General features: G+C 44.0%; 11 protein-coding genes, 1 tRNA gene and 1 riboswitch. Of the genes, 7 read left to right on the forward strand and 5 right to left on the reverse strand.

Annotated features, from left to right (window positions below; translation table 11 throughout):
* Positions 1-623: GTP-binding protein (locus ACFO4R_RS11265; RefSeq protein ID WP_379789257.1), on the reverse strand; the 623-nt coding region annotated here is incomplete at its 3' end.
* 395 nt (positions 624-1,018) lie between these two features.
* Here ACFO4R_RS11265 and ACFO4R_RS11270 point away from each other — a divergent pair.
* The 4 genes from ACFO4R_RS11270 to folK all read left to right on the forward strand — a co-directional run bounded on the left by ACFO4R_RS11270 (position 1,019) and on the right by folK (position 3,631).
* Positions 1,019-1,094, forward strand: a tRNA-Thr gene (locus ACFO4R_RS11270).
* 397 nt (positions 1,095-1,491) lie between these two features.
* Complete coding sequence (folE, locus tag ACFO4R_RS11275; RefSeq protein ID WP_379789259.1) at positions 1,492-2,052, forward strand: GTP cyclohydrolase I FolE; 561 nt, start codon at positions 1,492-1,494, stop codon at positions 2,050-2,052.
* Positions 2,049-2,531 carry an HD domain-containing protein gene (locus tag ACFO4R_RS11280; protein WP_379789261.1) on the forward strand — a complete coding sequence of 161 codons (483 nt, stop codon included), beginning with the start codon at positions 2,049-2,051 and terminating at the stop codon, positions 2,529-2,531. The genes folE and ACFO4R_RS11280 overlap by 4 nt, the downstream gene beginning before the upstream one ends.
* A gap of 221 nt (positions 2,532-2,752) precedes the next feature.
* Positions 2,753-3,631 carry a 2-amino-4-hydroxy-6-hydroxymethyldihydropteridine diphosphokinase gene (gene folK, locus ACFO4R_RS11285; protein WP_379789262.1) on the forward strand — a complete coding sequence of 293 codons (879 nt, stop codon included), beginning with the start codon at positions 2,753-2,755 and terminating at the stop codon, positions 3,629-3,631.
* A gap of 184 nt (positions 3,632-3,815) precedes the next feature.
* On the opposite strand, the gene folP is transcribed toward folK, so the two are convergent.
* A complete protein-coding gene (gene folP, locus ACFO4R_RS11290; RefSeq protein ID WP_379789263.1) occupies positions 3,816-4,787 on the reverse strand; it encodes a dihydropteroate synthase in 972 nt (323 codons plus the stop codon).
* 158 nt (positions 4,788-4,945) lie between these two features.
* Entirely contained in the window at positions 4,946-6,325 is a 1,380-nt protein-coding gene (locus ACFO4R_RS11295; protein ID WP_379789264.1) for an SLC13 family permease, read from the reverse strand.
* Between the two features lie 65 nt (positions 6,326-6,390).
* Positions 6,391-6,484: riboswitch (THF riboswitch) on the reverse strand.
* A 929-nt stretch (positions 6,485-7,413) separates the two neighbouring features.
* Between ACFO4R_RS11295 and adhE the strand changes: the two genes are divergently transcribed.
* On the forward strand, positions 7,414-10,032 hold the full coding sequence (adhE, locus tag ACFO4R_RS11300) for a bifunctional acetaldehyde-CoA/alcohol dehydrogenase (RefSeq protein ID WP_379789265.1): 2,619 nt from the start codon (positions 7,414-7,416) through the stop codon (positions 10,030-10,032).
* Positions 10,033-10,318: 286 nt separating this feature from the next.
* Entirely contained in the window at positions 10,319-11,692 is a 1,374-nt protein-coding gene (locus ACFO4R_RS11305) for an MATE family efflux transporter (protein WP_379789266.1), read from the forward strand.
* A gap of 73 nt (positions 11,693-11,765) precedes the next feature.
* On the opposite strand, the gene ACFO4R_RS11310 is transcribed toward ACFO4R_RS11305, so the two are convergent.
* On the reverse strand, positions 11,766-12,389 hold the full coding sequence (locus ACFO4R_RS11310) for a DNA-3-methyladenine glycosylase (protein ID WP_379789268.1): 624 nt from the start codon (positions 12,387-12,389) through the stop codon (positions 11,766-11,768).
* A gap of 563 nt (positions 12,390-12,952) precedes the next feature.
* Positions 12,953-18,961 carry an S-layer homology domain-containing protein gene (locus tag ACFO4R_RS11315; protein WP_379789269.1) on the reverse strand — a complete coding sequence of 2,003 codons (6,009 nt, stop codon included), beginning with the start codon at positions 18,959-18,961 and terminating at the stop codon, positions 12,953-12,955.
* 1,015 nt (positions 18,962-19,976) lie between these two features.
* Between ACFO4R_RS11315 and ACFO4R_RS11320 the strand changes: the two genes are divergently transcribed.
* Positions 19,977-20,684: an ABC transporter ATP-binding protein gene (locus ACFO4R_RS11320; RefSeq protein WP_379789270.1), complete on the forward strand. Its 708-nt coding sequence runs from the start codon at positions 19,977-19,979 to the stop codon at positions 20,682-20,684.
* The last annotated feature ends 14 nt before the right edge of the window (positions 20,685-20,698 follow it).

The following is a 20,698-nucleotide window of genomic DNA, read 5'->3' on the forward strand; positions in this document are numbered from 1 at the left end:
TCTCTGGTAGGCTCCGGAATGTAGCCGTCTACTTGGTTGAACAGTTCAAGAATCGCATCTCCCCAGTTGCCGGAAGGATCTTCCAATGCTTTTAGCGCAGATCCTCTTACGATCGGTGTGTCATCTCCCGGAAATTCATACTCGTTCAACAAATCTCTTACTTCCATCTCTACAAGCTCAAGAAGTTCTTCGTCATCTACCATGTCGCATTTGTTTAGGAAAACTACGATGTAGGGTACTCCTACCTGTCTGGACAAGAGGATGTGCTCTCTTGTTTGAGGCATCGGACCGTCCGCTGCACTTACTACAAGGATCGCTCCGTCCATCTGTGCCGCTCCCGTGATCATGTTCTTTACATAGTCGGCGTGGCCCGGGCAGTCTACGTGTGCGTAGTGTCTGTTGGGGGTCTCGTACTCTACGTGAGAGGTCGAGATGGTGATTCCTCTTTCTCTTTCTTCCGGTGCTTTGTCGATGTTGTCAAATGCTACTGCTTCTCCTAATTGGTATCTTTCGTGCAATGTTTTGGTGATTGCCGCTGTCAAAGTTGTTTTTCCATGGTCAACGTGGCCGATGGTTCCAATGTTTACGTGTGGTTTACTTCTTTCAAATTTTGCTTTTCCCATTTTTGTATCCTCCTAATAATAAAATGAAGCTATACGGTAGTGAGTAAATTCTCCTTCTGCTTGCAATGTCTCATTTCCACCTGTTTTTTGCATAATCATCATAATCTCAGGATATGGGTATCATGAGTAGCTTGTTGCATAAGTCAGCACCTACCTATATCGTTCATTTTATATGAATGTCTTTCTTTTGTCAATTGATTGGCCTTAATCCGCCTGTTTATTTTTGGGCATACATCGAAAAAATTATTTCTGCTCCAAAGGCAAAAAACATACAAAAATCGATTTTTCGTGAGGACTTACATTTTTTCCATATTTTTTTCAAAATACATTGACAAATTCTCTAATTTCTATATAATAGTAAAAGTAAGTTTGATTACAAGGTTTATTCATACTATGCTGCTATGGCTCAGGAGGTAGAGCGTCGCCTTGGTAAGGCGGAGGTCACCGGTTCAAATCCGGTTAGCAGCTCCATTTTTTTAAGATGCGTTGCGACGTATCTTTTTTATTTTTGTGCCGAAAGAAGGATTTTCTCAAAGTTCCCTTTTTCGGATACGATCCGACCGCCCTTTGATTTCACCTAAGATTTTGGGGTATAGAGTAAGAAGGAACCCACGCTGTATAGGCAAATGTGCATGATAACGCTTTTGTTCAGACGGCTTCACACCTGATATTCCTCCATAGATTTATTCAGGAAAAATCTCCGGATCGGATAAGAGAATTCTTTTTTCATTATATAGGATCTACGGATATCCAAAGTTCGGGATAAAAATTCGCCGGAAGAGAACTATGCCGGGTTTTCCGCTAATACAATTCAAACTCTCCCTCGCGGAGTGTTTGTAGGTAAAATACACATGAGAGAGGTGCAGGAATGAATAAGAAAAAAATAGAACAGGCAGTGAGTATGATGATCGAAGCAATCGGGGAAGATCCGACAAGAGAAGGACTTTTGGAAACTCCTCAGAGGGTAGCGCGGATGTATGAAGAAATCTTCAGCGGTCTGGGTCAAACGGCTCAGGAGCACCTGTCAAAAACCTTTGAATTGGTCGACGGAAGCATGGTCATTGAGAAAGATATCAATTTTTATTCGATGTGTGAACACCACCTTCTCCCGTTTTGGGGTAAGGTTCACATCGCCTATATGCCTGACGGTCGAGTGGCGGGTCTGTCCAAACTCGCTAGAACCGTGGATGTCTATGCGAGAAAACCCCAACTCCAGGAGAGGTTGAACCTTGAGATTGCCGATGCCATCATGGAGTTTTTGGATGCAAAGGGAGCCCTCGTCGTTGTCGAGGCGGAGCATATGTGTATGAATATGAGAGGAGTAAGACGCCCGGGGACCTCAACGGTGACTTCAATCAGTCGAGGTGTCTTCGAAACCGATTTGAACCTGCGTGATGAAGCCTATCGCCTGATGGGGCTGAACCGATGATGTTATCTAATACCAACATTATCTTAAACCTCGATTTTGTACAAGCTGCCCTGAACAATCTCAAGAAGCTTGAGGATGAGAGAATCTATTGTAGGCACGATCTGTCTCATTTCTTCGACGTCGCTAGAATCTGCTACATCCTTTGTTTGGAGAACGGCCTGAACATCAACAAGGATGTCATCTACACAGCTGCAATCCTTCACGATCTTGGACGAGAAGAACAGATACAAAACGGGATCCCCCACGAGGAGGCTTCCTATCACCTTGCTTTAAAGGCCTTTGATCATACGGACTTTTCACAGTCGGACAGAGAGTTGATCTTGTCAGCGATCAAGGGACATCGAAGCGTTTCGACGGACTCGGACTTTCCTTCTCTCTTCTCCCGTGCCGATAAGCTCTCAAGAGACTGTTTCAACTGCAAGGCCTATGAAACCTGCTACTGGAGTGAGCAAAAGAAAAATAATGAGTTGAAATATTGATCGTATGAGCCGATAAAAATACCGTTTCTGCAAGCGATACAATAAATCCTGAACCGGTATGTTGACATATGGATATTTATCTTCATTTCCCGTCTTCGTTATAAACCAAAAGAGTTCATACCAAAGTCGAGATTACTGTGAATTTCAACGTGCCATTGCACCGACAAACTGCAAGGAACGATCTCGGTACAAAAAACAGCAAAACCTTAAGGAGGAACGATATGGACTATATTTCTATCTCCGATCTGCTCATCTTTGCAAACCACGGTGTCTTCGAAGAGGAAAAACGCCTAGGTCAGAAGTTCCTGTTGGACATAAGGCTCGGTCTCAGCACCCAACATGCAGCCTTGCACAATGACCTCGAGAGCTCCGTACACTACGGTTTGCTCTCTCAAGAGGTGGAGCGTTTGTTTCGCTCGAGGTCTCATGATCTGATCGAAACCTGTGCAGAAGAAGTCGCTCAATTCATCCTGAAGACCTACCCCCTCGTCGAAGAAGTTTTTGTAAGGGTCAAAAAACCATGGGCACCCGTACACCTCCCCCTCGATACGGTCTGCGTGGAAGTGAGCAGAAAAAGACATCGAGCCTTCTTGGGCCTAGGCTCAAATATGGGGGATTCCGAAGCCTTCCTTAATACCGCCATACAAAGGATCCAAGACGAATATACGACCCTCCTACAAGCCTCCTCCCTCTACCGTACCAAGGCTTGGGGCAGGACCGAGCAGCCGGATTTTTTAAATCAGGTCGTCGAAGTGCAAACTTCTTATGAGGCCATGGAGTTACTTCGGAAACTCCAAAACATAGAGTTGGAATTGGGTAGGGAACGCAAGATACACTGGGGACCCAGGACTGTCGATATCGATATCCTCTTCTTTGACGATATCAAAAGTTATACGAAGGAGCTCATCCTCCCTCATCCCTATGTAGAAGAGAGAGATTTTGTGCTTGAACCGATGAACGAAATTGCTCCTCACTTCATCCATCCCATACTCAACAAACCGATACGGAAGTTATGGAAGAAGCTTCAAGAAACTTCTGCACCTGAATTTCAGACGAATCGAGAACAGACTCCACCCTCGGATAATACTACTGTCCAATAGAGATGAGGTTATATCTACACTCACAAATACAAGACTTTTTTATTTGCCGTCGAATAAGGACCTTGATATCAGCAGCTCAACGAATAATAGCATAAGAAGCTGATCCGTATCTCTTCAAACATAGGATCCCATCTGAACAAAAAATCCGTTCCCCCTCCCTAATCGGAAGAGGAAACGGATTTTTTTATTTTTTATATGACTGAAAATTGATATCTTCCATTTCATGGGCAAGTCGAAGAGAATCTGCGATCTTCGTCGCCATCAAATGCTTTCTTACCGTGTGTACACGGAGAATTTCAACTCCTTTGAAGGCAGCAATCGCACTGAGTTTTGCCGAGGCCTCGTCGCGATTTTCCAGTCCTTCCCTTTTCTGAGGATCGACCTCAAATCCGTTCTCCTCCAGGATGTTGCTGATAAATCTCTTGCGGGAGACTCCCAAGAAAGTACAGTAACCCATCTTTGAGATGGTATCATCCTTGATCAGGATAAGGTTCTCCCTCTTGGTAAGTCCGAAACCGATCCCCGGATCCAACATAAGTCTTTCACGAGAGATCCCGCTCTTAAATGCTCGTTCCAAACTCTTTTCAAAATACTTTTTCATCAAAGTTATGATGTCCAAAGCCTCAAACTCCGAAAGTTCCTGTGCCGTAAACGGATTCTTCTCCCCGAAGGTAGGAAAAATCTTGGATCCCTGATGCTCCGGCCTTGCGATGACGGGGTTAAACATCAAAATAGCTCCGGCATCTGAAGCTCCAACGACCTCTGCCATCTTTTCATCTCCCAAAAATCCGGTAATATCGTTGACGATATCGGCCCCCGCTTCAAGAGCTTCTTTGGCAACCTCCGCCTTCCAAGTGTCGATGGAAAGAGGAAGATCGAACCTGCTCTTTATCGCCTCAATGACGGGAACGACCCTTCGGATTTCTTCTTCGATCTCTACATAGCTGCTTCCGGGTCTCGTTGATTCTCCGCCGATGTCAAGCATCCCCGCCCCTTCCAAAGCAAGTTCCTCTGCCCTTCTTAAGGCTGCATCCACCGCATAATACTTTCCACCGTCCGAAAAAGAGTCCGGTGTTATGTTGATGATCCCACACAAGAGCGTCTCTCTTCCACTCTTCAACACCCTATCTTTATATCGAAATACTTTCTCGTTCATCATTCTTCTCCTTTCTTCATCCTATCATCTTCCTTAAGATACCGATAAAGATCTCCTCCCTGTACCGAACTTTCAAAAACTTTCAGGAACGCCATGGCTCTCAGCCTTGTTCCATCAATGAATACAGATGTCGATAGAAGGAGATCGGCTAAAGCCCCTTATAACACCTCCATCAACTTCCACCACGGGAAATAAAGACCATACAACAAAACAAAGGTCACTACTGTCATAACTGCACCGAAGCGGAACATATCCCTCTCCGGATAATATTCCTTTGCCGTCCCTATCATAACGGTAGCGTGATGGAAGGGCAAGAGGAAGTGGACGTTAACAATGAGATATATCATAAGAGTCACCACCTCGGAACGATAGCCGAAGCTTCGGGTCAACGGAATGAGGATCGGGAGTACCACAGACATCGTAGCGACCGATGAACCGATACAAAGGTGGAGAACCATAACAACCGCCGCTATCACTAAAAGATACAGGGAAGAATCCGCCTGAGGGATCAATGCATTGAGGTTCTCAAAAATGATCTGTGTGATCCCGCTTTGTCCAAGCACCTTACCTATGCTGAACACCGTCAGCAAAAACAAAAGAAAATGTGGATTTACCGCCTTCAGATCCTCCCTATTCAAAACCTTGATCCCGAATAGGACCACAGTTCCTGCCAAAGCGGGAATCCAAGGACTGATCTGATGAAGGCTCTGAGTCATCCAAAGGAGGATGATCACAACCATAGTAATCAACGTAATGCGTTGCTTCTCTTTTGAAACCTCACTGTTCTCATAGGCATCTTTGGCGATCATTCCCGAATGAAATCCGGAAAGATCCTGTCGAAATATGAGATAGATCAGAAGAAGAACAACGAGCGAAGCGATCAAAGAGGGTGGAGCCATCAGCAGAAGCCAGTGCTGAAATGTCAATATCTGCTTGACCTCCTCTCCTGCAAAGCGGATCGCAGCCTGATTGAGCACGATGTCCCCGTTGTTGAAGAACATGTAGGTCATCGTGATTCCCATAAAACCGTTGAAGATCAGGACCTGTTTCGCCCTCTGTTCTTCCTGTGTTTGTGCTGTAAGAAGACTGTTCAGAATCGCCCCTATGATGATCACCCGTGCAAAAGCCTGAGGAATGAGAAAGACCAAAACTACTCCGAAAAGATAGGGTAAGATCAAAAGCTTGAAGATATTAGACGAGTTCTTACGAAACAGACTCTCTACATATCGGTGCACAACCCCCGTCTTCATAATCCCCACCGACAAGAAAGTCGTTGTAACAATGAGCAACAAGGTATCCGACCAGGCAAAGCTCAAAATCTCCGTCATCTTCGTTTTACCGAACAAGGCAAAGGACAGAAGCAAAAAGACGCAGGCAATACTCTTATGGACTGCCTCCGTAGCCCACAGACCCACTGTAAATACCAAGGTGGAAAAAAGAAGAGTTTGATTTTTTTCCATCTCCAAAGGATTCCATAATGCAATAACCACGGATACGAGCGTAATAACGATTAAGTGAAAAGGTTTGATTTTTTTCACGGGCAACACCTCCTAAATTTAAGCAAAATAAAAAAGCACCTCAAACAGTGCCTCCCGCAATAAGCCACAGCGGAAGCGGCAATCAGTCGCGTGAATCCTCACTTCGTTTCGCAACAACATCCCATTTGCGAACACTTAACGCATCTTGCCTACTCTGTTTTGATATAACCTATCCGTTTTTTATCCCGACTTACTATATCTATTTTTTATTCTTTTGTCAACTCCCGAACCGAAAGGTATCCCCCAAATAGTTTATTTCAATGCCTGTTTGCCTTGTCGGACTTAACAAAAAATCTCCTTCTTTTAATTGACTTATTTTTTAATTTTTTAATATTGATATTTTAAGAAAATTCTGTTATACTGTGCTTAACTAATCATTTCGAGCCTGATATTCTAACAACACTTCGATAAAAAGACCTCTTGGTTGTACGAACCCTCCTCAACACGGACCTTCTATCCAATGACACAAGCATAGTTTTTCTTTCTACCCATTTTCATAACAAAATACAGTTTACAAATACTATTTGAAGCCTCATGTATATAGTGCTACATTTGATTGGCGGTAATACACGATTCGTATAACATGATCGCGTAAAAAGAAAATAGTATGAGATCAAGCCTAAGAAAAAAATTTCTTACAGACCGAATTAGGCTTTTTTACGATTATCCTTGTAAGTCTTTGCCTTGTGAATCCGGACAGCACCGGAAACTGTATTGTCTATAGGCGAAGTTTCAATCGGATAACGGTACGAACAGAGTTTGTCTCAAAAACTTTTCTTTGTGCAGGACAAAAACTTCCCCTATAAAACAACCTCTTCATTCGTCCTATACTGTATTTTTGTAACAACATACAGATCTATACGAAAAACTTGCCTTGTGCCGATCCCAATACTGTTCTCAGAACAGGTGAAAAGGATCCCATGACACGAAGCTCCCGGAGTTCATCCTCAAACAGTAGAGCAGGCAAGGGTATATGACAGACACCGGACGAGTGTTTCCTTTGTGCGGGTTCTCATATCGAAATGTAATGTCAAGGGGCTTTTTATATACGGAATCTTATCTGATGTATTTGGAAAGGAGCGTTTGCTATGGCTAAGAAAATCGAGACAAAAGCGGTAGAGCCGGAACTTACCGTGGAAGCATTGCAGAAAAAGATCGCAGCTATGAGAAAGGCACAGGAAGAGTTTGCTTCCTATAGCCAGGAACAGGTTGACAAGATCTTTTTCCATGCGGCGATGGCCGCGAACAAACAACGTATTCCTTTGGCACAGATGGCCTGCGAAGAAACCGGAATGGGTGTGGTTGAAGATAAGGTCATCAAAAACCACTATGCAGCGGAATATACTTACAATGCCTATAAGAGGGCAAAAACTTGCGGTGTCGTCGAAGTCGATACCGCTTACGGTTACAAAAGAGTAGCTGAGCCTGTCGGAGTGGTAGGCGCGGTCATCCCCACCACAAATCCCACATCCACTGCAATTTTTAAATGCTTAATTTGCTTAAAAACCAGAAATTCCATCATGATCAGCCCCCACCCCCGCGCTAAGAAATGTACGATCGCTGCCGCTAAAGTCGTCTTGGAGGCGGCAGTAAAGGCGGGAGCTCCCGAAGGGATTATAGGCTGGATCGATGAACCTTCAATTGAACTTTCCAACGAGTTGATGAAGTCCATAGACGTTATTTTGGCTACCGGTGGCCCCGGAATGGTGAAGGCCGCTTACTCCTCAGGCAAGCCCGCCATCGGTGTAGGTCCGGGAAACGTACCCGTTGTTATGGACAGCAGCTGTGACATTCAAACAGCTGTATATTCCGTCATCCACTCAAAGACCTTTGACAATGGAATGATTTGTTCTTCGGAACAATCCGTAACAGCTTTGGAAGACATCTATGACAATGTAAAAAAAGAATTTGCAAAACGTGGCTGTTATCTGTTGAAAAAAGAGGAAATCAAAAAAGTAGGAAGCATCCTTCTTACTCCCGCAGGAACCGTCGATCCGAAGATCGTAGGTCAGCCTGCCTATAAGATCGCACAGATGGCAGGCGTACAGGTGCCTGAAGATACAAAGATCTTGATAGGAGAAGTGTCTTCCGTAGAACCTTCCGAGCCGTTTGCTCACGAAAAACTCTCTCCCGTTCTTGCCCTCTACAAGGCAAAAGATTTCGATACCGCCTTGGATATGGCGGATAAACTTGTTCGGGACGGAGGATACGGACATACCGCTTCCCTATATATCAACACCTTGGAAAGCGAGAAACTCGATAAATTCGCTCATCGTATGAAAACCTGCCGTATCTTGGTAAACACTCCTTCCTCTCAAGGCGGTATCGGGGACCTGTACAATTTCAAACTTGCTCCTTCACTGACACTCGGTTGCGGTTCTTACGGCGGAAACTCCGTATCGGAGAACGTAGGGATCAAACACCTGTTGAACCTGAAAACAGTCGCTGAAAGGAGAGAAAATATGTTGTGGTTCAGAGCACCTCAGAAAGTGTATTTCAAAAAAGGTTGCCTGCCCGTTGCGCTCAACGAACTCAAGCATGTTTACGATAAGAAAAAAGCCTTTATCGTAACCGACACCTTCCTGTTTGCAAACGGATATACAAAGCCGATCACCGACCGTCTGGACGAAATGGGGATCCGCTATGAATGTTTCTTCGAAGTCACACCTGACCCCACCCTTCAATGTGCAAAAAAAGGACTGGAAGCCCTCAATGCCTTTGAACCGGACACCATCATTGCACTCGGAGGAGGATCCGCAATGGATGCGGCAAAAATCATGTGGATGATGTACGAACATCCGGAGTGTGAATTTGAAGACTTGGCAATGGATTTTATGGATATTCGTAAAAGAGTATATACCTTCCCGAAGATGGGAGAAAAGGCCATGATGGTCTCCATCCCGACCTCTTCCGGTACCGGTTCCGAAGTCACTCCGTTCGCCATCATTACCGATGCGGATACGGGAACAAAATGGCCGATTGCCGACTATGAACTTCTGCCGAATATGGCGATTATCGATGCCGATAATATGATGAATCAACCCAAAGGCTTGACCAGTGCCTCCGGTATCGATGCTCTGACCCACTCCTTGGAAGCGTATGCCTCCATTATGGCAACTGACTTCACGGACGGTATGGCTTTGATTGCGACCAAACTTATCTTCACTTATTTGCCTTCCGCTTACGAAAACGGAGCAGGAGATCCCTTTGCAAGAGAAAAAATGGGGAATGCGTCCACCTTGGCAGGTATGGCCTTTGCCAATGCCTTCTTGGGAATCTGTCACTCCATGGCCCACAAACTCGGAGCCTACCATCACCTTCCTCACGGTATCGCAAATGCCCTTCTGATTGAGCACGTTATGCGTTACAATGCCGATCCGGCTCCCAAAAAAATGGGAACCTTCCCCCAATATCCTTATCCGAAGGCAAAAGGAAGATACTGTGAAATGGCAAAATTTATAGGAATTTCAGGAAAAAATGAAGATGAGATCTTTGAAAACTTCATTCAAGCAATTGCCGAACTGAAGGCAAAGGTGGGTATCAAGCGTACCATCAAGGAATACGGAGTGGACGAACAAGACTTCCTGAGAACTTTGGATGAAATGGTCGAAAATGCATTTAACGACCAGTGTACGCCTGCAAATCCAAGATATCCTCTGATGAGCGAAATGAAAGAAATGTACCTCAAAGCCTTCTACGAAGGTTGATGCTCGTTCCCGTTTGAAAAACGGAACGCTATGTCTAAAGATCTCGAAAAAATATTTTTATCTTATAAAAAATGAACAACGACAGGTAGCGATGATGTATGGATAGTAGCGATGATGTACGGATAAGCGTTCAAATTTTACGTTTATAAAGTTTGGGTTAGCGGAATATATAGCCTATATTCCACGCCTTATAAACATTCAAAGCGGTTGTATCGCTTCTTCGGGGAGACATGTTAATCGGATAATACGCATAACCTGCAAAAAATAACTTGGAGCAGTATACTGTATGGATAGAAAAAACAATCTACAAAAATATTATTTAACACAGGGAAACACTTGGAAAATCATGTTGCAATTTGCGATGCCGATTTTTCTGGGAACTTTGTTTCAGTCGCTCTATACGACTGCAGATGCAATTATTATCGGAAGATTTGCCGGAAAAGAAGCGTTAGCCGCCATAGAATCCGTATTCACATTAACGAAAATGCCGATCAATTTTTTTGCCGGACTTGCATCAGGCGCAACGATCATTATTTCTCAATATTATGGTGCAAAAAAGAATAAAGAGGTGTCTGATGCAAGTCATAATGCCATGTTGTTCGCTTTTGCAGGAGGAGCGGTATTAACTGTAATCGGTTGCATTGTGTCTCCGTTTGCTATAAAAGCCATTCATGTTCCCGACGAAATTGTAAAAACTGCCCAACACTATATCCTCATTTATTTTTCGGGAATAGTCGCATCCATGCTCTATAATATGGGGGCAGGTATATTACGGGCACTTGGGAATTCTAAAACACCTTTTTATATTTTGATCGCAGCCAATATTGTTAATATCCTATTGGATTTGATCTTTGTAGTATTGCTCCGATCAGGTGTTGTCGGAGCAGCTATCGCTACTGTTTTGTCTCAGTGTTTAAGTGCCGTTTTGGTTGTAGCCTCATTGACAAAGACCAAACTGCCTTGCAACATACGTTTTAAAAATCTGAGATTTTATAAAATACATGTATTAGAAATCTTTAAGTTGGGCTTACCTATCGGAACACAATCCGCTTTGTATCCGCTCTCCAATACCATAGTTCAAAGAGGCATAAATGATATAGGAGTTGATAGCATTGCCGCCTGGGCAGTTTGTGGAAAATTAGATTTTCTTATATGGGCTATATCCGATGCTTTCTGTGTTTCGGTATCGACTTTTGTCGCTCAAAATTACGGTGCACAAAAGTACCGACGTGCAAGAAGAGGTGTGCGAGCGGGTTTGATTATGGCATTAACAGCAATAGCGACAGTAAGTTGGATTTTGTATTTTCAAAATGAAGTCTTCGCAAGATTTCTTGTTGATGATGAACATGTGATTTCCATCGTTTCTCAAATCATGCACTTCATTGCTCCGCTATATCTCATTTATGTATTTTGCGATGTCTTACCCGGAGCAATACGAGGAACAGGAGATACGTTCAGACCTATGATCATAACTCTTTTAGGAACCTGTATTTCAAGGGTTCTGTGGGTTTTGTTCATCGTTCCGTTTAACCCTACTCTTATAACGGTACTAGCCTGTTATCCCATATCATGGGGAATAACAGCATTCATATATATAGTATATTATATAAGGAGCTTTTCAATGTTAGGCACCCCACCCCAAAGTGTCCAAGTGAAGTAAAGCAGTTACAGAAGGTATCCGGCGGATGTTACACCATGTTGTATGTAACATCCGCTTCCTTTTTCGTATCATCTCAAAATCCACGTTTCTTAACGGGAGAAACACCGCAACTGCCTTCCAAATAAAAACGCAGTGCCCAATCCCTCGCCTCCTCGGCATAGTCGATCCCGATCCGCCTCGAAGTCAGGATCCTCCCTTCAACTTCTCCCTCTTCAATATACAGTTCTTCTCCCAAAAGATCAAGGGCATTGCACGACTTATCCAACCCGAAGGCCATCGCCATCTTTCCGGGGCCGTTGCTTAGATTTTTCCTTTGTAGAGCCGTAAGCTCCTTCCAAGTTTTCTTGTATCGAAGCAGGGACATCTGTTCAAGGCTGTCCTCCAAAGGCTCGATCCCTCTTATCAAAACCGCTTCCGGCACTTCCTCTTCCCGAGTGACCACATTGAAACAATAGTACATCCCGTAGATAAAGTACACATAGGCTATTCCCCCTTGAGCAAACATCGTCCGGGTACGCTCCGTCCTTCTGCCCCCGTAACTGTGAGCCGCCTTGTCCCAGAGGCCCAAATATGCTTCCGTTTCCACGATCCTTCCTTTTATGAAAGTTTCTTCGAGTTTATGGACAAGTACCTTGCCGATCAGTTCCCTCGCCACGATTTCTGTATCCTGCATATAGAATTCGCGTTTCAGCTTCATATCTTCTTCTCCCCCTCTAAAGATTTCTCCCGGAGCACGATCCCTGAAATGTTCTCCCTATTACTTATCTCGGATTATTCGCAGTAACTTCTGAAACGGTATCCGAACATTGAATACTTACGCTACTTACAACTAATACTTATTTGAATTGCCCATCCTTTGATCATGGCTCCGCTCTGTATAAAGCGTTTTCTTTGACACAATACCTGATACTATTCTTCGATAGAAGTGTTGTTATATTTGTTTTGCAACCACGAAAAGTTGTTTTCTCTTCTATGGAGTACAAATCGTTGTATCCACCATTCAAAGGAATAGTAGTATGAGAAGATGATTTGTTGTGCCTGTAAAACGCCCCTTCCATATTACCATCAGAGAATGATATAGCTTCTCATTTTTATCCTATTGTTTCTTTATTCTAACACAATACAAAAACCCCATCAAGGTGAAAGAACGTTGCTTTCAAAGCCAATGGGGTTTTTGCGATATAAAAATAAGTTCTGTATCATACAAGAGGCATAGCATTTAAATCTATGGAGGCAGAAAGTCTCCATACATCATCCTAACTATCTCTTTTCTTGAAACAGTTTATAGAGCATTTGAGCCGCTTCCGCTCTGCTTGCATGTTGTTTGGGCATAAATCTGTGTTTTTCATCACCTGAAATAACTCCTGTGTTCTTCATCATATCCACTGCATCCCTCGCCCACGGACTGATGTCTTTTTCATCTTCGAAACTTGCATCTGTGATTTCAGCAGTTCCGTCTTGATGATAGAAGTTTTTTAAAATCACGGCCATCTCTTCTCGGTTAATCGGATCGTTCGGTCTGAATTGATTTCTATAACCTGTAACAAAACCTTTTTCTTGAGCCCATATCACATAGGGATAGTACCATTCTCCCTTCCTGACATCCTCAAACATCGCACTGCTCTGTTGAGTCTTCTCTCCGCTATACTTCGCTAACAAGGTGATAAATTCCGCACGGCTGATGTTTTCATCCGGATAGAACCTGCTCTCTCCCCTACCCGAAATCACGCCTCTTTCAAAGAGGGCTTCGATTGCGGGAGCATACCACTTACCCTGATCGACATCTACGAAGAAAGCACTCTTTTTCAAAGTCTGCTCAATGCCGATCGCATACACTCCCGTTTCTCCCGTCTCAAAACTCATAACCCCTGCAAGCGCATCGTAGGATACATTGTCCACAGAAGATACTTCACCGCTTGAGCCTATCTTGTAAACCTTGAGATCATCTTTTTCTTCTCCGATCTGAAGTGTGTAGGGGATGTGTATCCTCATTCTTCCTTGACGATAATTCGAGATCTCTTTTTCTGCAATCTTCGTTTTGAGTTCAAGTACAGGCCTTCTTCCGATCAAGTGTCGGAGCGATTCCTCCGACTTGGAAGAAATTTTTACCGGAGCCTCCTTGTGAAGGTTCTCAATACGTTTTATCGAAATTTCAAAGCTTCCTTGGTTTGTTTTCTGCTCTTCCCAAACGGTTTTGATTGCGTTTCGGTCGAACTGCACCTCCAACAAATCCGTCTTGAGGTTGAGGCTAAACTTCTCCTCGGATCGAAGCTTATCCGTCACAACCTTGGCTATCCTTACTACACTTTGATCAACCGCCTTGCCGCTCTTGAGATCGAAGGTCAGAACCTTGCTTGTACTTGCAGACAACAGTCTGTCAATCTCGTTTAGAGAGGATGAGTCAATATCTGCCTCCGCCAAGGCGCCTCGAAGGATGGGACGTATCTTTACCTCCCCAGAGATCGACTTGGATCCTACAACAGCACCTTCGTTTTGAGTCCGTGTCTCAAAGAGTTGGGTATAATCGTTGGTGTAATGCCAGACGACCTCATCTCTGTCTTTAAGCACATATTCTTCCAGACCGTAGTTGACATGTTCTCCATTGACCTTATACATCCACCCGCTGTTCTTCCCATTGGTAAATTCGGACAACCACTGACCATCGTAAGGAGATCGGATTGAAGAAATATAGTTCCCCTTATTGATATAAGAGATGGAATGTTCTCCAAGAACCTTATCAAAAACCGTATATACCGTGCTATGTTCAGGAACTGTGACCTCCTGTCTCGGTATCCAGATAAGCTCGTTGTTCCCTCCTATTTCCATAGCATGGAGTGTAAAATACACGGTCATATCTTGTGAAGAGGAAGGAACTGTTACAAAGACCTTCGTCTTGACGATCAGCTCCATAGAAGGAGTGGACTGTCTTACCTCCGGAGGCAGATCAAATGCGGCTAAGGCGTCATACTCTCCTTCCTGCTGTCCGTTGTAATCTTTCAAATTCCAGTGCAACTCAACCTTGTGCATGCTTCCCTTATCGTCTACAATCAGTGTATGAATTGGAAGTTTGGAGATCACATCCTCACGATCTGTTCCCACCTCAACATTCAAAGGATTGACCGGAACGATGGAGCGTATGGTCGTCAACCCCTCTTCATGAGTATTTTCAAACACATCCGAATAGTCATAAATAAACGGTTTGCCCGCTTTGTAACGAAGGTAGGCGTTGAGGGCCTGCATGGCTTGAACGGTTGAAATATCGTTGATGGATTGTGAGTTTTTCTCGTGCTTAAATCCTCCTGCCTCTTCATCATAGAAGTTCATCAAGGCTATAACGATGTTTTTTCGCTCGTTTCGATAAAAGCCGTTTCGGTCATCGAGAACATCCTTCTCAAGTGCAGCCAGTGCCATTAGCGTTTGAGCAACAGCTTCACTGCTTTGGTAACCCATGTCGGCATCCAAGTTGTTCTTTAAATACTCCAGTGCCTTTTCAACTGCGTTGCGAACTTCTTCTCTCGAGGTATAACGCCTGAGAGCCTGCAATGCCATCGCCGTCATATCAAGTCCGGAGCTGTTGTTGTCATATAAGCCGAAACCTCCCGTTTGAGGATGTTGATATTTCAATATCTCATCGACAAGACTTTGGCGATCCCATCGATATCCCCGATCGGGATAGTTCTTGGTGTCAATCGCAATCAGAGCATAGACACTCTCATTGAGTCCTGTTCCTATATCCTTGTTGTTGAGAAGTTTTTCGACAAAATCATACTCTCGGAACTCTCCGAGGTCGATACCGAGAGCACCCAAAGCTATCATCGTTCGTGCAATCGTTGTAGGCTTTTGGTTTTGCGTGTAGAACTCGTTTGAGACTGTATAGGCTTCTTTTACGGAGTTTATATATGCCTCCTTCTTTGTTTGATCAAGTTCAAGACCGCTTCTGGACAACGCAAATACGACCCATTCATCACCGAAACGATAGTCCTTCTGAAGAGAGTTTTTGAGAAAATGATTTTTCCCACCTTCCAGACCTTTTTCAGCGAGTTCGGTGACATTTACAGCAGGAAGGCTGTCATTGGAGCCTATTTCAAAGTTGAGTACAATGGGTTCCGGAGAATTGGTTTTGTCAACCGGATAGCCCGTCGCCTTAACGCGACCTTTTTGGATGGCTTTGACATAATATCGGTCATCGGCTACAAAGGGCTTGCCTATTCCCTGATCGATATACTTGTGTTTCGTGTGGATCTCCACTTTTCCGCTACCCTCATATTTCCACTCAATCTTGGGTTCGCTGACGTGTTTTTCTTCCGGGTTCGAACCTTTCAGCTCCATCTCCAAAGGCAGTTCTTCCTCCTCGTTCAAACGGTAGTTTGACTTGGTCACAGCAACGGTTTGCAGAGGATTTTTGTAGACGATCTTCACCTTTGATGTTCCCGATATGGGACTGTCGATATTCGGATCCAAAGAAGTGGCTGTAAGCTCCACTTCGCCCGCCTTGTACGGAACAAGAGATACGATAATATAAGGAACATAATTTACAATCGAAGGATCCGTACTGCTTATTTGCCACTTGTGATGATAGGATGCGTTTGCCGGTTCAACTTCCACAACCTGATTGGTATCTCCTCCCAACAAGGTCCCTGCACCGGTCAGAGGCATGAAATCAAAGTTAAGGCTCATACTGTTTCTTGCATGAACCTCATAGGTTCCTCCGATCGGTCGAATACTTTGAACCGGAACATAGACGGATTCCAAATCCACATAGGTTTCAAAATCTTCCACACGGGCAAAAAACCTGGTTTTATACGGTTCTTCAAAAACAAACTCTCCTCTGTTATGCTTAAACTTCTTCCTGTCCGATTCCGAACGATAGTCATAACGATAATCAAAATTATACTCGTTGAGATCGATATATTGAGAAGAGCCTTCGAACTTGGCTTTAAAAACCAGTTCCTTATGTTGTCTTCCCTCTATGACAAACTTTTGTTTAGCGACGTTTTGCAGCCCTTCAAGAGAGGGCTGCGGTGCTTTGTCCGCGACAAAGACCTGCAAATCTTCAATCTCGGGAAGTTTTCCGACCAGATCAAATTCTGCAATCTTCTCCCCCTGCTCTTTTTGTGCATTGAGTTTATATACTTGGACCGTTGTAGTGCCTCCTCCGTAAGAGTAGACCTCCCCGCTCTCTATGCCGGGTTTTATATGTTCAGTGTGGTTCTCGAGAGTCGTCCAGCGAACCTCTCCCTCTTTCAAGTCGGAACCTACCAACTCCAATTTCCCGACAAGAAAATCTTTGTCTCCCAAAATATAGTTTACATCAATCGTTCCTTTTCGATCAATTACCGTGCTTCGTCCCGAAACATCAGTAAACTTTACCGGATAGACAAAAATGCCTTGTTGCTCCTCAAAATCGAAATCTTCTCCATGATAGGGAAGACCCGTATGCCTCTGTCTCCCCCATGATTTTAGGTAGGGAGCACGCTGCAGGTTCAAACGATTGATAAACTCCGCGGTTTTGAACTCCTCAAGCGCCATTGCCTGAGAATCTTTTAAAAACAGAGTATCCTCATCGGAAGAGACCCTCGTCATCCTATCATTCCAATAACTGTTTTGGATTAATCCGTATTCGACTCTTCCTGTGAGAGCTCCGTATCCTCTCGGAGATTTTATCTGAGCACTTACATAGCTGTTTATGATGGACCCCCCGTCAAGAACACCTACCAAACCTCCCGCTACCCCTCTTGTACTTTCGATATCGGCCAGAGAATAGGAGTTGATGATCAACCCTTTGTGAATCCCCGCAATACCTCCCGCTTCAAAATTATATTTCACGCTTCCTTTTATTCCCAGGTTTTGAATTACTCCTTTTTCTCCGATTACATCAAAGAGTGGGAAGTAACTGCCTGCACCGAGTTCGATCGTATGACCGTTCCCGTCAAAGACGGCATTCATCTCCTGCGGATTCCACCAGCCTGCAGAGATGGAAAGATCCCTTTCCAATCTGTAGACCTTATCCGCCTCCATGTTCTTCAGCTGTGCGACATCGGTGACCGGAATCACTTCTCCGGAATGTGACGAAAGATCGACTCCGCGAACTACCCTGGTTTCCATCGCCGAGAACTGTTCTTCCAGTTCCTCCCTTGTGCTGTTCAAGTCCTCTTGCAACACAGTTTCGCTCTCGAGCAACCGTTCCGCTTTTTTGATCAATCCCTTCATCTTAAGGATGGAATCTTTCGCGTACAAGCTGAATTCCAAAGACTTACACTCTTCTACCTTCGCTCTCAACTCCTCCTTGTTCAGAGGAAGGTGCCTAAGTTGATCAAAGCCTTGTTTCAAAGATTCCATCACAGCTTTGATCTCATCCTCTGAAGAAGAATCCTGTGATAGGACCTCTTTCGCCTTGTTCAACTCTTCTTCAAATGTCCGAAAACTCTCCGGCGTATAGAAGGAAGCATTGATTTTACTCATATCTTCCACAAGGCGTTGTAGAAGTGCTCTTGCTTCCCCTTCTCTTTTGCCTCCGGGTACCAGCCAGCTGTCTTCATTCAGCCCCCAAGGAAGATAACCTTCTTTGTCTCCTGCATTCAGCTTCGCTTTCAAAGTTTCGGATTGCAGATCGGTCTCTTCAATCTTTTCGGAGCCTTTCATAGTTTCGTCGTCATAGAGATAAGCTCCCTGCTCAATACCGACCCAATAAGAATTGTTTATTAAGCCCGACTCAAGTTCACCAACCAATCCCGAAACCTTCTCATCGTCGACATCTTCCCCCTCAAGTTCCGTTGTCAGTCGAATGTTCGCTACAACCGTATCGAGCTGTCCTCCATCTACATATCCTGCCACGCCTCCCACGGAATCGTAGAGTGCATCACGGACCAGATCGATGTCGATGAGGGTATTTTGGACCCTTCCTCTCACGACCTCCGCCAGTCCTCCCAATTTGATGGGTTCTTTGCTTTTATTGCCCGAAACCCTTCCTCTAACAATCAGGTTTTTGACGAGGGCTCCTTCGTTGATATAGGAAAACAAACTCTCTCCGGCAGCTGTGACGGTCTTTCCGTTTCCATCAAGCTGTCCTTCAAAATCGCTTATAGCCTCCCAACTCTCATCCAAAACAATGTCCCTTGCCAAAACATAGCTTCCGCTTCCGATCGCAGCAAGCTCCTCTTGAGTAGTCACCTCGATCGTCTCATTCGCAAATGTGCTTTGCGGAGCAAATCCTGCCATCATCACAAGTATCAAAAGCAATGACAGCAACCTATTCCACCTTTGTTTCATTTTAACCTCCATATTATTTGATTTATTCATTCAATGCTTCAATGATATCAAAATTTCCCCCTTTGTCAATTCTTTAAACAAGACAATATGACCGGAAATTCTTGCATATCGGAGTCGGGATTGTGAACGCAGGAAAGGCTTCTTTTTAAACCCGAGTTAAGAGGTTTGAAATACAGACTTCCATCCTTTCATAACATGAACGTTCTTTTGTTTTTCGATAAGAATTCCGTATGAACGATATAAAAAATTTTTCATCTATGGACAGTTCCAAATCGCAGCATACTATCGCGTCAGAGCTTTTTTCCAAAAAATAGAAATGATATTAAAGTCTAATTGAAAATCAATATTGAAAGAGAATGGAAAGAGGAGTATAATAAAAACAATACCGCACAAAGACACCCTATGTTCTTTTTGCGTTTTTACAAAGAAGGTTTGTTAAATAAATATTTTATCCGTCTTCCTGCTTGAGTTGTTATCGGGTAATATTTTCTCGTCAATCAAATATGTAATACTATTCTCCAATAATAGAAGTATGGATATATCTGTTTTTCAACCCATGAAAAATCGGTTTATCTTCTATGGATCACAGATTGTTTATATCTACAATTCAAAGGAAAAATAGTATAAAACTGTTATTCACTTGAGCTTCGAATATCGGCAATTTGCACCCCACAGAGGATAAAACGAATGTTCATTGTTACAAATGGGTACATTAACATGTTGGAATCAATGTCAAATAGGCTCCAGCTCCTTGTGTCTTAGAATAAGGATCCAAATAAGGGGAGCTTCCGCCATGTCGCTGTACCGGATATCACACCGCTTCCATCAAAGAATCGTCTATGTTGTTCGTATTATTTTCTATGGATGGAATTTTGATCGGATTGTACTCTATCATGTAATTGAACTGTGTCCATGCCGGACCTGTTTGGAGTATTTTTACGATTTTCACCATGAACATTCCATCAGGATTGGGAATTTCCGGAATTCATCCATTGTTTGGAATCGAGGTTTTGTTATGAAAAAAATACTGATCCGCGCAAACCATATATCCAAGAGCTATTCTTTAGACTCCCTTGAGGTTCGAGCCCTATCCGATGTGAGTTTCGACATCTATGACGGCGAATTTCTGGTCATCTTGGGGCCTTCAGGTTCGGGCAAAAGCACCATGCTCAACATCATAGGGGGAATGGATACCCTGACGGAGGGGGAGTTCTTCTTTGACGATGTGCCCATGCACCACTCTTCGGAGAAACAACTTACCTTTTACAGACGTGATAACATCGGCTTTGTCTTTCAGTTCTATAATCTTATGTCGAACCTTACCGCCCTTGAAAACGTAAGACTCAGCGTAGAGATCGCAAAAGATCCCTTTGATGAAAGAGAGATCCTCTCCTCCGTGGGTCTTGACGATCGCCTCCATCACTTCCCCATGCAGTTATCGGGAGGAGAGCAGCAGAGAGTAGCCCTTGCAAGAGCCTTGTGCAAAAATCCCAAGCTCCTTCTCTGTGATGAACCCACAGGTGCTCTGGATTCCAAGACAAGCATTGAGATCCTGAAGGTTCTCAAGGATTTCAACTCCGTCTACAAAAAAACCGTCGTTATCATCACCCACAATGCAGCCATTGCCAATATGGCCGACAGAGTCTTTTACCTGAAGGACGGTCAGTTGATCCGGGTGCAGGAAAATGCTCATCCCTGCCCCGTTGAAGAACTCGAACTATAGAAGATTACGGAAGG

Source organism: Filifactor villosus, assembly GCF_042652965.1.
GTDB classification, from domain to species: Bacteria; Bacillota; Clostridia; order Peptostreptococcales; family Filifactoraceae; genus Filifactor; species Filifactor villosus.

Excerpts from the sequence above, each read along its gene's own strand:
- folE (WP_379789259.1), top strand. The coding sequence starts at position 1,492 with ATGAATAAGAAAAAAATAGAACAGGCAGTGAGTATGATGATCGAAGCA.
- ACFO4R_RS11280 (WP_379789261.1), top strand. The coding sequence starts at position 2,049 with ATGATGTTATCTAATACCAACATTATCTTAAACCTCGATTTTGTACAA.
- folK (WP_379789262.1), top strand. The coding sequence starts at position 2,753 with ATGGACTATATTTCTATCTCCGATCTGCTCATCTTTGCAAACCACGGT.
- folP (WP_379789263.1), bottom strand. The coding sequence starts at position 4,787 with ATGAACGAGAAAGTATTTCGATATAAAGATAGGGTGTTGAAGAGTGGA.
- adhE (WP_379789265.1), top strand. The coding sequence starts at position 7,414 with ATGGCTAAGAAAATCGAGACAAAAGCGGTAGAGCCGGAACTTACCGTG.
- ACFO4R_RS11305 (WP_379789266.1), top strand. The coding sequence starts at position 10,319 with ATGGATAGAAAAAACAATCTACAAAAATATTATTTAACACAGGGAAAC.
- ACFO4R_RS11310 (WP_379789268.1), bottom strand. The coding sequence starts at position 12,389 with ATGAAGCTGAAACGCGAATTCTATATGCAGGATACAGAAATCGTGGCG.
- ACFO4R_RS11315 (WP_379789269.1), bottom strand. The coding sequence starts at position 18,961 with ATGAAACAAAGGTGGAATAGGTTGCTGTCATTGCTTTTGATACTTGTG.
- ACFO4R_RS11320 (WP_379789270.1), top strand. The coding sequence starts at position 19,977 with ATGAAAAAAATACTGATCCGCGCAAACCATATATCCAAGAGCTATTCT.